Annotated in this window: 3 protein-coding genes; all 3 read left to right on the top strand. The window is 74.9% G+C overall.

Translation table 11 applies throughout. The features are described from left to right. The coding region (locus VH969_RS14910; RefSeq protein ID WP_331974397.1) for a type I polyketide synthase at positions 1-4,081 on the top strand (4,081 nt) is incomplete at its 5' end. 33 nt (positions 4,082-4,114) lie between these two features. Continuing rightward, complete coding sequence (locus VH969_RS14905) at positions 4,115-8,914, top strand: SDR family NAD(P)-dependent oxidoreductase (protein WP_331974395.1); 4,800 nt, start codon at positions 4,115-4,117, stop codon at positions 8,912-8,914. A gap of 7 nt (positions 8,915-8,921) precedes the next feature. Beyond that, the coding region (locus tag VH969_RS14900; RefSeq protein WP_331974393.1) for a type I polyketide synthase at positions 8,922-15,179 on the top strand (6,258 nt) is incomplete at its 3' end.

Here is a 15,179-nt window from a genome sequence, read left to right as displayed (position 1 = left end):
GACCCACCGCGCGGTGGTCGTCGCCGGCGACCGCGCCGAGCTGGCGGCCGCCCTGGCCGCGCTCGCCGGGCGCGCCACCCATCCAGCCATTGTGGACGGTGTGGCCGGCGCCGACGTGCGGCCCGTGTTCGTCTTCCCCGGCCAGGGCTCGCAGTGGGCGGGCATGGCCGTGGACCTGCTCGACACCAACCCGGTGTTCGCCGCGCGGCTGCGTGAGTGCGCCGCCGCACTCGTGCCGCACACCGGCTGGTCTGCCGAGGACGTGCTGCGCGAGGCCGATGGCGCCCCGGAGCTGACCGGCTCCGCGGTCATCCAGCCGGTGCTGTTCGCGGTCATGGTCTCGCTCGCGGCGGTCTGGCGCTCCGTCGGCGTGGACCCGGCCGCGGTGATCGGGCACTCCCAGGGCGAGATCGCCGCCGCATACGTCGCCGGCGCGCTGTCCCTCGAGGACGCCGCGCGGATCGTGGCGCTGCGCAGCAAGGCGCTGACCCGCCTGCGCGGTACCGGCGGCATGGCAGCCGTGCCGCTGCCCGCCGACACGATCCGCGAGCGGCTGAGCCCGTGGGCGGGCCGGCTCTGGCTAGCGGTCCACAGTGGACCCGCCAAGGGCGTCGTGGCCGGCGACGTGGACGCGCTGGAGGAGTTCATCGCCGCCTGTGCCGACGTCGAGGTGCGGCGGATCGACGTGGACTACGCCTCGCACACCCCGCACGTGGAGACGCTGCGCGACGAGCTGCTCGACCTGCTCGGCGGCATCGCCCCGACCCCGACCGAGGTCGGCTTCTGCTCCTCGGTGGCCGGTGGGTTCGTCCCGGCCGCCGAGCTGACCACCGAGTACTGGTACGACAGCCTGCGCAACCCCGTCCGCTTCACGGACGCCGTCGGCTCGTTCACCGGCTCGTTCTCCGGCTCGTTCTCCGGCGCCGGCACGCCGCTGTTCGTCGAGGTGAGCCCGCACCCCGTGCTGTCCGGCGACATCGCCGACATCCTCGAGGCGGCCGGCATCGAGGGTGGCGCCTGCGGCTCGCTGCGCCGCGATTCCGGCGACTGGCGGCGGTTCCTCACCGCGGCGGCCGGCGCGTGGGTGCGCGGCGCCAAGGTCGACTGGCACGCCGTGCTCGGTCCCGTGGCGCACCACGTCGAGCTGCCGACCTACGCGTTCGACCGGCGGCGCTACTGGCTCGACCTCGCCGCCGCGCCCGCCGGCGCCGGGCTCGCGTCCTCGGCGCACCCGCTGCTGACCTCGGTGCTGCCGCAGGCGGACGGCGGCTTCGTGCTCAGCGGCCAGCTGTCCTGTGTGGACAAGCCGTGGCTCGCCGACCACGCGGTCGAGGGCACCGTGCTCTTGCCCGGCGCCGGTTTCGTCGAGCTCGCCCTCGAGGCCGCGGCCACCGCCGGCTGCGACCACCTCGAGGAGCTCACGCTGGAGAACCCGCTGGTGTTGCCGGAGACCGGCACGGTCGCCCTGCAGCTGGTCGTCACGCCGGCCGGGGACGACGAGCGGCGCACGCTGACCGTGTACTCCCGCTCGGACAGCGCGTGGGTGCGCCGCGCGTCCGGGGTCATCGGCGTGGACAGCACGGTCGGCACCGCCGGCGCGTCGTGCGAGTGGGCGGCGCAGTGGCCGCCCGCGGCCGGCACCGTGGGCAGTGTCGCGGAGACTGTCGCGGAGAACGGAGCCGAGCGGGGCTACGAGGAGCTGGCCCACCTGGGCTACGAGTACGGCCCGGCGTTCCGCGGTGTGGTCGCGGCCTGGCGGCAGGGCGGCGCGCTGTTCGCCGAGGTCACCGCGCCCGACGAGGTCGACGTCACCGGCTACGGGATCCACCCGGCCGTGCTCGACGCCGCGCTGCACCCGGTGGCGCTCTCCGGCGGGTTCGGCGAGCTGCGGCTGCCGTTCGCGTTCCGCGGCGTGCGCCTGCACGCCACCGGCGCGTCGGTGCTGCGGGTGCGGCTCGTGGTGGCCGGCGACGACCTCGAGGTCCAGGCGGCGGACGCCGACGGCCGGCTGGTGTTCGCGATCGACTCGCTGCGGGTGCGCGAGCTCGCGGCCGGCGCGCCGCGATCCGATGTGGCCGGCCTGCCCGACCGCACGCCGTTCGGGCTGAACTGGGTCGAGCTGCCCGTGACCCCGGCCACCGGTTCCGCCGGCGGCCCGGAGTGGGCCGCGATCGGCGCGGGGACCGGGCTGGACACCGTCGCCGACCTGGCCGGGCTCGCCGCGGCGGTCGACGCCGGACGGCCCGTGCCGGACTTCGTCGCGGTGCCGCTCACCGTGCCGGCCACCGTGGCGGGTGCTGTCGCCGGTGCCGCAGCCGGTGCCGCGGCCGGCGCGGTTGCCGGCGCCGTCCTGCCGGGCGCGGTCCGCGACCTGTCGGGCAACGCGCTGCGCCGGATCCAGGAGTGGCTCGCCGACGAGCGGTTCGCCGCGAGCCGGCTGGTGTTCCTCACCCACGGCGCGGCCGGCCCGGCCGCGGCCGCCGACCCCGCCCGTGTGGCGGGTGCGGCGGTGTGGGGCCTGGTGCGCTCGGCCCAGTCGGAGCACCCGGGCCGGTTCGTGCTGGCCGACGTGCCGTCCGGCTTCGCCGGCTGGGACGTGCTCGCCGGCGCGGTGGCGGCCGGGGAGTCGCAGGTCGTGCTCCACGACGGCGGTGGCGGCGGCGGCGGCGACGGCACGGTGCTCGTGCCACGGGTCGCCCGCCGTCCCGGCGAACCAACCGGGTCCGATGTGGACACGGTAAACACGGTGGCCACGGTGGACACTGTGGACACTGTGAACACGGCGGGCACGGTGCTGGTGACCGGCGGCATTGGCGGGCTGGGCGCGCTGGTGGCCCGCCGGCTGGTCACCGGACACGGCGTGCGCAGCCTGGTGCTGGTGTCCCGCCGCGGCGCGGACGCGCCGGGCACGGCGGCGCTGGTGTCCGAACTGGAGGGTGCGGGCGCGACGGTCACGGTGGCCGCGTGCGACGTGGCCGACCGCTCGGCGCTGGCCGAGGTCATCGCCGCGATCCCGGCGGACGCGCCGCTGACCGGTGTCGTGCACACCGCCGGCGTGCTCGACGACGCCACCGTCGACGGGCTCACCCCCGAACGGCTGGACAAGGTCTTCGCCCCGAAGGTGGACGCGGCCTGGCACCTGCACGAGCTGACGACCGGCCTGCCGCTGTCGATGTTCGTGCTGTTCTCCTCGCTCGCCGGCACGATCGGCAACGCGGGGCAGGGCAACTACGCGGCCGCCAACGCCGCACTGGACGGGCTCGCCGCGTACCGGCACGGCCTGGGGCTGCCGGCGGTGTCGGTGGCCTGGGGGCTGTGGGACACGGCTACCGGCATGACCGGCGCCATGAGCGACGCGGAGGTCGCCCGGCTGGCGCGCTCCGGGGTCGCCCCGCTCACGATCGAGCACGGCCTCGACCTTTTCGACGCCGCCCTCGCGGACACCGAACCCGTTGTGCTGGCAGCGAACTGGCACACCGGCGGGCTGCGCGCGCAGGCCGGGTCGGGCGCACTGCCCGGCGTGCTGCGCGGGCTGGTCCGCGGTGCCCGGCGTACCGCGGCCGGCGACCGGCCCGCGGCGGGCGGGCTCGCGGCGCGGCTGTCTGGGCTGGCCGCGGCCGACGCACTGACGGTGATCACCGACCTCGTCCGCGGCCACGTCGCGGCCGTGCTGGCCAAGTCCGGCCCGGACGCGGTCGACGTGGACCGGGCGTTCACCGAGCTCGGCTTCGACTCGCTGACCGCGGTCGAGCTGCGCAACCGGCTGGGCGCCGACACCGGCCTGCGGCTGCCGGCGACCCTGGCGTTCGACCATCCGACCGTGACCGCGATCGCCGCGCACGTGTACCGCACGCTCGCGCCGGCCGCATCGTCCCCAGAGGACACTCTGCGGGCGACCCTCGACCAAGTGCAGCGCATGCTGCCCGATCACGACGCGGCCATGCGGGCCAAGGTGATCGCCATTCTCAACAGCACCCTGGCTCGGCTCGGCGCCGCGCCGGCCGGTCCGAACGGGGTCGACGACAAGATCCGCTCCGCCTCGGACGACGAGATCTTCGAGTTCATCGACAACCAGCTCTGACCGCGGGCTACTGCACTTTTCGAAAGGCTCGACATGGCGACCGAGGACAAACTGCGCGACTACCTCAAGCGCGTGACCGTGGACCTCACCGAGGCACGGCGACGCCTGGCCGAGGTGGAGGATGGCCGAGACGAGCCCATCGCCGTCGTCGGCATGGCCTGCCGCTACCCGGGAGGCGGCGACACGGTCGACGGCTTCTGGGAGCTGCTGCGCGACGGCCGCAGCGCGGTCGTCGAGGTGCCGCCGCAGCGGTGGAACATCGACGACTACTACGACGCGGACCGCCGCGCGGTCGGCGCCATGTACACCCGCCACGGCGGCTTCCTGGACGACATCGCCGGCTGGGACGCGGAGTTCTTCGGCGCCTCGCCGCAGGAGGCGCTGCGGATGGACCCGCAGCAGCGGCTGCTGATGGAGCTGGTGTGGGAGGGCCTGGAGAACGCCGGCACCCCCGCACCACGCCTGGCCGGCAGCCGCACCGCGGTGATGGTCGGCTTCATGGACACCGTCCAGTACGGACGGCTGGAGACCGAGCGCTCCGGCCCGGGCGTGATCGCCGACCCGTACTTCGGTCAGGGCGTGTCCGCGAGCGTCGTCGCCGGCCGGCTGGCCTACCACTACGACCTGCGTGGCCCGGCGGTCACCCTGGACACGGCGTGCTCGTCCTCGCTTGTCGGCGTCCACCTGGCCGCCGAGGCGCTGCGCCGCGGCGAGTGCGACCTGGCGGTCGCGGCCGGCGCGTTCCTGATCATCCAGGCGGACACGTTCGTGCAGGCGTGTGCCACGTCGATGCTGTCGGCGGACGGGCGGTGCAAGACCTTCGACACCGCCGCCGACGGGTACGTGATGGGCGAGGGCGGCGGCCTGGTCGTGCTGGAGCGGCTGTCCTCGGCGATCGCCAACGGCCGGCGGATCCGGGCGGTGCTGCGCGGCTCGGCGGTCAACCAGGACGGCCGCAGCAACGGGCTCACCGCGCCCAGCCGCAGCGCCCAGGTCGACGTGATCCGCCGCGCGCTGGCCGCCGCCAAGGTCCGTCCGTCCGATGTGGACTACGTGGAGGCGCACGGCTCCGGCACCTCGCTCGGCGACGCGATCGAGCTCTCGGCTCTGCACGACGTGTTCGGCGCGCACCGCGCCGGCCGGCCGCTGCAAGTCGGCGCCGTGAAGACCAACATCGGCCACACGCAGTCCGCGGCCGGCGTCGCCGGGCTCATCAAGACCGTGCTCGTGCTGGAGAACGGGGAGCTGCCGCCGAACCTCAACATGGCCGAGCCGACCGGCGCGATCCCCGCGGACGGCACGGTCCGCCCGGTCACCGAGCCGCGCCCGCTGCCGGCGGACCGGAAGGCGATCGCCGGCGTGAGCTCGTTCGGCTGGTCGGGCACCAACGCCCACCTCGTGCTGGAGCAGGCGCCCGACGTCGAGCGGACCGCGGCGCAGCCCGAGCCGCGGGTGCTGCCGGTGTCCGCCGCGAGCCCGGCCGCGCTGGCCGACCAGCTCCGGCAGCTCGCCGCGTGGCTCGGCGAGCGGCCGGACACCGACCTCGCCGACGTCGCGCACACCTTGCGGGCCGGCCGCGCCGAGCACGACTTCCGCAGCGCGGTGATCTGCCCGGCCGGCGAGGACGTGGTGGCGCAGCTGACCGCCGCCGCGGCGGACGCGGGCCGCGCACGGCCGGCGTCGGCCCGGCCGAAGGTGGCGTTCCTGCTACCCGGCACCGGCGACCAGTACGTCGGCCTCGGCCGCGAGCTGTACCGGACCGAGCCCGCGTACGCGGCCGCGGTCGACGAGTGCGTCGCGCTGACGAGGGACCGCTGCGGCGTGGACCTGCTACCGGTGTTCTTCCCGCCGGACGACGGCGCCGAGAGCCCGGCCGGCGGCGACCTCGCCGCCCTGCTCGGCCGCGGTGGCGCGGCGGTCAACGGTGGCATAGGCGGGGACGATCCCTTGCGGCACGCGGAGATCGCCCACCCGTTCCTGTTCACCGTCGAGTACTCGCTCGCGAAGCTGCTCGAGCACTGGGGCGTCGCGCCGGACGTGCTGGTCGGCTACAGCCTCGGCGAGTACGTCGCGGCCTGCCTCGCCGGCGTGTTCACGCTGTCCGACGCGCTCTACGTGGTCGTCGAGCGGGCCCGGCTGATAGGCGCCGCGCCCGCCGGCCAGATGGTCGCGGTGGCCGCGGACGAGAACCGGATCCGGATCGCCATCGGCGACAACGGGATCGAGGTCGACATCGCGGCACTGAACGGGCCGGCCATGACCGTCCTCAGTGGAGTCGAGGACGCCATCGACGCGATCACCCGCGGGCTGTCCGGTGCCGGCATCGCCTGCCGCCCGCTGCGCACCTCGCACGCGTTCCACTCGTCGCTGCTCGAACCGGCCCGCGAGAAGCTGGCCGCGCTGCTGGACTCCGTCCCGCGCCACGAGCCGGCCACGCCGATCGTGTCCAACTGCACCGGCGTCACGCTCACCGCCGAGCAGGCGACCAGCCGCGAGTACTGGGCCGACCAGCTGGTGAACCCGGTCCGCTTCGCGGAGAGCGTGCGGCACTGCCTCGCCGAGCAGGTCGACGTGTTCGTCGAGCTCGGCCCCGGCCAGACGCTCGGCGGCCTGGTACGCCAGAACCAGCGTGTCGAGCACAGTGGCGGCCCCGCGGTCGCGGTGCTCGGCACGTTGCCGCCCGCGTGGACCGCGGCCGGGCGCCCGGACGAGCAGCTCGAGCTGCTGACCACGTGCGGGCGGCTGTGGGAGCTGGGAGTCGGCGTGGATCTGGCCGCCACGAGCGCGGCCGGCGGGCGCATCCTGAGCCTGCCGACCTACCCGTTCCAGCGCACCCGCTTCTGGCCGGAGGCCACGGCCGGCGCGCAGGCGGAGCTGCCGCCACGGCCCAGCGGCCCGACCGAGCTGTGCTACGCCCCGGCGTGGCGGCCCGACGTGCGCACCGCGCCCTCGCTGCCCTCGCACGTGCCGCTGCCCGGCACGGTCGTGATCTTCGCCGGCACGGACAACGAGCCCGACCCGGTGGGCGTGCGGCTGGCCGAGCTGGCCGCCGCGTCCGGCACCGCGGTCGTGGAGGTGGTCGCGGGCAGCGTCGCCGGAAGCGAGAAGCGCCGCGACGGCCGGCGGATCGTCATCGACCCGGCCGTGGCCGAGCACTACCGCGAGGTGAGCGCCGGCATCGACGGGCCGGTGCACCTCGTGCACCTGTGGAGCCAGTTGTCCACATCGGACACACCGGTCTACGCCACGGACGACGAGCTGCGCGGCGCGGTCCGGCACGGCTTCGACAGCCTGCTGCTCGCCGTGCAGGCGTTCGGCGAGCTGGCCGGCCGGGAGCCGGTCCGGCTGCTGACCGTGAGCCGCGGCGCCGCCGAGATCCTCGGCGCGGACACCCCGGCGCCCTACCGCGCCGCGGTCCACGGGCTCGCCCGCGTGGCCCAGCACGAGTACCCCAAGCTCACCTGGAGCGGTGTCGACCTCGACCCCGACGGCACGCACACCGGCAATGGCGACAACGATGGCGCCGGTGACGCGGCACAGCTCGGGCACGAGCTGCTGCACGGCGCCACGGCCGAGCAGGCGCACGGCACGCTGGCCGGCTGGCGCCGCGGCCGCCGCTGGGTCCAGGACTGGTCCGAGGTGCCCACCGAACCGTCCATCGTGGACGGGCAGCCGTGGCGCGCCGACGGCGTGTACCTGATCACCGGCGGCACCCGCGGCCTCGGGCTGGGGCTCGCGCGCCACCTGGTGCGGGCGGGCGTGCGGAAGCTCGCGCTCGTGGCGCGCGGCGTGGCGCCGGCCGACGTTGTCGGCGAGCTGACGGACGCCGGCGCCGAGGTGCTGGTGCTGACCGCCGACGCGGGCAAGCCCGACGAGCTGCGCGCCGCGGTTCGCGACTGCCGGGCGCACTTCGGTGCGCTGCACGGGGTCGTGCACGTCGCCGGCGTCGCGGCGAGCGGGATGGTGCAACGGCAGACGGTGGCCGGCGCGGGCGCGGTCCTGGCACCGAAGGTGCTCGCGATGGGCGCGCTGGCCGAGCTGGTCGGCCCGGGCACGCCCGCGGAGCTGCGGCCGGAGCTGCTCGTCATCTACTCGTCGGCGGTCACCGCGTTCGGCGGCATCGGCGAGGGCGACTACTGCGCCGCCAACGCCGTGCTGGACGCCTACGGCTCGGCGCTCGCCGCCACCGCCCCGGACACGAAGGTGCTGACCGTCGCATGGGGACCGTGGCGGCACGACGCCTGGCAGGCCACCGGTCCCGGGGCGGGCAGCGGGCTCGCCGAGCGGGCGCGCGCCTACCGGGAGCGCTACGGCTTCACCGACGAGGGCGGCACGGCGCTGCTGGACCGGATGATCGGGCGCGCCGCAGGCAGCGTGGTCGCGGTCCGCCAGCCGATGCAGGAGTCGCTGCGCGAGTGGTCGGCGATGGTCGACCTGGACGCGCTGCTCGACGCCAGCTCGGTCGCCCCGGCCGCGGAACGGTTCCCGCGCCCGCGGCTGCGCGTCGAGTACGCCGCGCCGCGCACCGACCTCGAACGCACGATCGCCGAGGTGTGGCAGGCCTACCTGGGCATCGACCAGGTCGGCATCCACGACCCGTTCTTCGACCTCGGCGGCAACTCGCTCGTCGGCATGGCCATGGTGCTGGCCGTCGAGAAGGAGCTCGACTCGGCCATCGCCCCGGCGGTGCTGTTCGAACACCCCACGGTGGCGGCGTTCGCCGCGGCACTCGACCGCGCGGGCGGTCAGGACAAGACCGCACAGGAACTGCTCACCACCAGCTCGGCTCGCGGGTCGCGGCGTCGCCGTGCCCGTACGGATTCGCGGAAATGAGGACGACGTGACAGACCACGCGGACAGCATCGACATCTCGGCCTCCGGCACCGACATCGCGATCGTCGGCATGTCGGGGCGGTTCCCCGGGGCGTCGGACGTCGCCGAGCTGTGGGCGAACATCCGCGCCGGCGCATCGGGCATCACCCGGTTCACCGACGAGGAGCTGCGTGCCGCGGGCGTGTCCGACGACATGCTCGCCGACCCCGGCTACGTCAAGGCGGGTGCCGTGATCGACGGCATCGAGCTCTTCGACGCCGGGTTCTTCGGGGTCAACCCGAAGGAGGCGCAGATCCTCGACCCGCAGCACCGGCTGTTCATGGAGCACTGCTGGTCGGCGCTGGAGGACGCGGGCTGCGACCCGACCCGGTTCGACGGCGCGATCGGCGTGATGGCCGGCTGCGGGTGGAGCTCCTACCTGCAGAACAACCTGGCGCCCAGCGGGATCGGCGCGGCCATGGGCGAGCTCGCGGTCGGGCTCGCCAACGACAAGGACTCGCTCACCACGCGGGTCGCGCACACGCTCGGCCTGTCCGGGCCCAGCTACGGCGTGCAGAGCTACTGCTCCACCTCGCTCGTCGCGGTGTGCGCGGCGGCGACCAGCCTCGCGAACTACGAGTCCGACCTCGCGCTCGCCGGCGGCGTCGCCGTCGCCGTGCCGCACCGCGTCGGCTACCTGTACCAGCAGGGCGGCATCGCGCCGCCGGACGGCGAGTGCCGCGCATTCGACGCGGCCGGGCTGGGCAGCCCGCTCGGCAACGGCGTCGGCGTCGTCGCGCTGCGCCGCCTCGCCGACGCGCTGGCGGACGGCGACCGCATCTACGCGGTGATCCGCGGCTGGGCGGTCAACAACGACGCCGGGCGCAAGGTCGGCTTCACCGCGCCGGGCGTGCAGGGCCAGGCCTCGGTCATCGCGGAGGCGCTCGCCGCGGCCGGCCTGGAGCCCGCCGACATCGACTACGTGGAGGCGCACGGCACCGGCACCGCGCTCGGCGACGCCGCCGAGCTGGCCGCGCTGCAGCAGGTCTTCACCGAGCAGTCCGTGCTGATCGGCTCGGTCAAGACCAACGTCGGCCACCTCGACCGGGCGGCGGGCGTCACGAACCTGATCAAGGCCGCGCTGGCACTGTCCAACGAGGAGATCCCGCCCACCCGCAACCTCAGCGAGCCCAACCCGCAGCTGGGGGCCGGCAACGCGAACCTCGAGGTGGTCACCGAGCTGACCGGCTGGCCCCGGCAGGACGGCCGCACGCGGCGCGCCGGCGTGAGCGCGTTCGGCATCGGCGGCACCAACGCGCACGTCGTGCTGGAGGAGGCGCCGCGGATCGCGCGCCGCGAGCCGGCGAAGCGCCCCGCGCTGCTGGTGTGGTCGGCGCGCTCCGCGGCCGCGGCCGACGCGCTCACCACGCGCCTGGCCGACGCGCTGGACGGCTCCGCCGAGCGGCTGGGCGACGTCGCGCACACGCTGCAGGCGGGCCGCCAGACCTTCGAGCACCGGCGGATCCTCGTCTCGTCCAGTGTGGACACCATGGACGAGGCGGCGGCGGCCCTGCGGGACAACGCCGTGCTGACGCGCGTGGAGAGCCGGTCCGACCGGGCCGTCGGGTTCCTGCTGTCCGGCACCGGCGAGCAGTACCCGGGCATGGCGGCCGACCTGTACGAGACCGAGCCCGTGTTCCGCGAGGTGCTCGACGAGTGCCGCGCGGAGCTCACCCGCCACCTCGGCGCCGACCCCCTCGAGGACATGCTGCGCCCGCGCGCGGCCGGGTCCGGCTCGGACCTGAGCAAGCTGCTCGGTCGCGACGCATCTGATGGGGCGGGCGAGGGCGAGCGGACCGACCGGCTGCAGCCCGCGCTGTTCGCGGTCGAGTACGCGCTGGCCAAGGTGCTCGAGTCGTGGGGCGTGCGGCCGACCGTGCTGGCCGGCTACAGCCTCGGCGAGTACGTGGCCGCCTGCCTGTCCGGCGTGCTGTCCCTGCCCGACGCCCTGGCTCTGGTCGCGCACCGCGCCACGCTCATCAACGCCCGCCCGGCCGGGTCGATGGCCGCCGTGCCGCTCGGCGAGGACGACGTGCGGGCGCGGATCGAGCGGTCCGGGATCGGGGGCGTGGATATCGCCGCGCTCAACGGGCCCGAGCTGACCGTGGTCGCCGGTGCGCCGGACGCCGTGGACGCGTTCGCGGCCGCGCTGGCGCAGGACTCGGTGCCGTGCCGCCCGCTCGCCACCACGCACGCCTTCCACTCGTCGATGCTGGAGCCGCTCAAGGCCGAGCTGACCGAGTGGGTCGCGGCGAACGTCACGCTGGGTGCCCCACAGATCCCGTACGTCTCCAACGTGACCGGCGAGCTCGCCACCGCCGAGCTCGTGACCGACCCCGGCTACTGGGCCGAGCACATGTGCGCCCCGGTCCGGTTCGACGACGTGCTCGCGACGCTGCTCGCCCAGGGTGACGCGGCCCTGCTCGAGCTCGGCCCCGGCCAGTCGCTCGGCGCGATGGTTCGCGGCCACCGCGACTGCACGCCGGACCGCTGGCCGCTCGTCGTGCCGGCCCTGCCGGCGGCCGGCGACCCGCGCGCGGCGAGCACCGTGCTCACCGAGGCGTTCGGCCGGCTGTGGCTCGCCGGCGTGCCGGTCGACTGGACCGGCTACCAGCAAGGCCGGCCCGTCGCGAAGGTCGGGCTGCCGGGTTACCCGTTCGAGCGGCAGCGCTACTGGATCGACCCGCCGGCCGGCGGCGTGCGGCCGGACGCGCCGGTGGTCATCGACGCCCCCGAGGCGGCGGCCGCCGACCACGTCCGGTTGATGACTCCCAAGTGGACGAGGGCGGCGATCTCCGGTGAGCCGGCCACCGCGGCACGGTGCGTCCTGCTCGCCGGTGCCGATGAGGTGGCCGGGGGAGTGGCCGACGCGCTCGCCGAGCGGCTGACCGGCCTCGACGTCGAAGTGGTCCGCGACGGCCACGGCACCCCGGGCGACGCCGAGACCACGGTCGTCGACCTGCGCCTGCTCGACCACACGGGGTCCAGTGTGGACGGAGCGGTCGACGGTACCCAGGTCGTCCTGCCCATCGCGGGACTGCTCGACGCCTGGGGCAGCGCGCCCGGCAACGCACGGATCATCGTGGCCACCCGCGGCGGCCAGGTCGTGACCGCCGGCGAGCGGCCGTCCCCGGCGCACGCCGCGGCGGCCGGCCTGCCCGTGGTCGCGAACCAGGAGTACCTGAACCTGGACTGCCGCTCGGTCGACCTGGACCCGGCCGGTGACGCGACCGCCGCCGCCGAGGCCCTGGCCGCCGAGGTCCGGCAGACCACCGACGACGTGCTCGCCGCCTACCGCGGCGGCGCACGCCACGTGCGCGAGTACGTCCCGGCCGAGGGCACGGGCAAGAACACGGACGGGGGTCCGGTGGTCCGCGAGGGCGGCAGCTACCTGATCACCGGTGGCCTGGGTGACGTCGGCCTGCTCGTGGCCGAGCACCTGGTCGCCTCCGGCGCGCACCGGCTCGTGCTGACCAGTCGCGGCGGCGCCCCGGCCGGCGACCGGCGGGCGGACGCCGTGGCCCGGCTGCGCGACTCGGGCGTCGAGGTGCTGACCCCGGCGGTCGACGTCACCGACGCCGGCGCGATGCGGGCGCTGCTCGCGGAGGCCGGCCCGCTGCACGGCGTGGTCCACGCCGCCGCGGTGACCGGTCCGGAGACGTTCCGCGCCCTGCGCGACGTGGACGCCGACGCCGTGCGCACGCACTTCGGCGCGAAGGTCGCCGGCGCGCAGGTCCTCGAGACCGTGCTCGCCGAGCTGCCGGTCGAGCACGCGCCCGACTTCTGCGTGCTGTTCTCCTCGACGTCGTCGATCCTCGGCGGCATCACGTTCGGCAGCTACGCGGCCGCGAACGCCGCGCTGACCGCGATCGGCTACCGCAACGCCGACCGAGCCGAGAGCCCGACCCGCTGGGTCGCCGCGAGCTGGGACACGTGGGCCTGCACCCTGGAACGCATCCAGGGCGGCGTCGGCGCCGCGATGGTCAAGCACTCGATGAGCACCGAGGAAGGCCTCGCCGCGTTCGACCGGCTGCTCGCCGACTCCCGGCCGAGCCTGGTGATCGCCGCCGGCGGGCTGGCCGACCGGCTGCCGCGTGCCGCGGCCGCGCTGGACGTGCCGGCCGCGGGGGAGCGGTTCCCGCGCCCGGACCTGCCCGAGCCGTACGCCCCGCCGCTCACGGCGACCGAGCGGGCGCTGGCCGAGCTGTGGTCCGACGTGCTCGGCGTCGAGCCGGTCGGCACCCGCGACGCGTTCTTCGACCTGGGCGGCAACTCGCTGCTGGCGCTGCAGATGCTGGCCCTGGTCAAGAAGAAGTTCGGCATCTCGGTGCCGTCGGTGACGCTGTTCGAGGCGCCGACCGTGCACACGCTCGCCGCCATCCTCGACGAGCAGGGCGCAGCCCCGGTCGCCCAGGCGCGCACCGTGGTGACCCCGCGGGCCGAGGCCGGCTCGACCGGGGCGGACGACGACCGGCGGATCGCGATCATCGGCATGGCCGGCCGGTTCCCCGGAGCGTCCGATGTGGACAAGTTCTGGTCGAACATCCGCGAGGGCGTGGAGTCGATCAGCTTCTTCACCGAGGACGAGCTGCGTGCGTCGGGCGTCGACCCCGAGGTGTTCGGCGACCCCGCGTACGTCCCGGCGCGGCCGGTGCTGGACGAGGTCACCACGTTCGACGCGGCCTTCTTCGGCATGAACCCGCGCATGGCCGCGCTCACCGACCCCCAGCAGCGCATGTTCCTCGAGGTGTGCTGGGAGGCCCTGGAGCAGGCCGGCTACGTCGTGCCCGAGGGCCGCGGCCGCGTCGGCGTCTACGGCGGCGCCAACATCAGCACCTACCTGCTGCGCACGCCGGAGATGCTCTCCGGGGACGAGTACAGCATCTACGAAGTGATCATGGGCAACGACAAGGACGCCCTGACCACGACGGTGTCCTACTTGCTCGACCTGTACGGGCCCAGCGTCGCGGTGCAGACGTTCTGCTCCACGTCGCTCGTCGCCACGCACATGGCCGTGCAGAGCCTGCGGCTCGGCGAGTGCGAGATGGCGCTCGCGGGCGGCGTGTCGATCCGGGTGCCGGACAAGATCGGGCACGAGTACGAGCCGGGCGGCATGGCCTCGCCGGACGGGCACGTGCGCACGTTCGACGCCAAGGCCGAGGGCAGCATGTTCGGCGACGGCGCGGCGGCCGTGCTGCTGAAGCGGCTGTCCGACGCCCGCCGCGACGGCGACTACATCCACGCGGTCATCCGTGGCACGGCCATGAACAACGACGGCTCGCTCAAGGTCGGCTACACCGCGCCGAGCGTCGTCGGGCAGAGCCGGGTCATCACCGACGCGCTCGCGGACGCGGGCGTCACCGGCGACGACATCTCCTACATCGAGGCACACGGCACGGCGACCCCGCTGGGCGACCCGATCGAGGTCGCGGCGCTGACCCGCGCGTTCGGCGACACCGCGGAGAAGCAGTACTGCCCGATCGGCTCGGTGAAGACCAACGTCGGCCACCTCGACCGCGCCGCGGGCGCCACCGGGCTGATCAAGACCGCGCTGTCGCTGCGCGACAACGTGATCCCGCCGAGCCTGCACTACACGGCCCCGAACCCGAAGATCGACTTCGAGAACAGCCCGTTCTACGTGAACACCGAGCTGTCCCCGTGGCCGCGGCGGGACGGCAAGCCGCCGATCGCCGGGCTGAACTCGCTCGGCATGGGTGGCACGAACGTCCACGTGGTCGTCGAGCAGGCACCCGAGCGGCCCGCCCCAGCGCCGGCCGACCCGGACGCCTGCCGCCGCTACCAGGTGCTGCCGGTGTCCGCCCGCAACGCGGCCGCGGTCGAGCAGGCCTGTGCCCGGCTGGGCGAGTTCGTCAAGTCCACTCCGGACACCCGGCTCGTCGACCTGGCCTACACCCTGCAGGCCGGCCGCAAGTCCTTCGAGCACCGGCGCGCGCTGGTCACCGACACGCTCGCCGAGGCGGGCACGGTGCTGTCCGGCGAGTCGGACACCGACCCGCTGAGCCGGGTCGAGGCGACCAAGGGCCGGCCGGTGGCGTTCCTGTTCTCCGGTGTCGGTGAGCAGTACCCGGGTCTGGTGCGGGAGCTGTACCGGCGGGAGCCGGTGTTCGCCGGGGTGCTGGACGAGTGCCTGGGTGTGCTGGCCGGTTTGGTGTCCGATGTGGATCTGGCGGACCTGCTCGCGGGTGAGCGGGGTGGCGGGGCCGGT

The sequence above is a fragment of the Actinophytocola sp. genome, from assembly GCF_036555685.1.
In the GTDB taxonomy this organism is placed as follows: Bacteria; Actinomycetota; Actinomycetes; order Mycobacteriales; family Pseudonocardiaceae; genus Actinophytocola.
Note: the sequence above shows the minus strand (reverse complement) of the source record. Positions and strands in the feature narration are given on the sequence as shown.

Bases quoted from the DNA above. Each gene is read 5' to 3' on its own strand.
- VH969_RS14905 (WP_331974395.1), top strand. From the start codon at position 4,115: ATGGCGACCGAGGACAAACTGCGCGACTACCTCAAGCGCGTGACCGTG.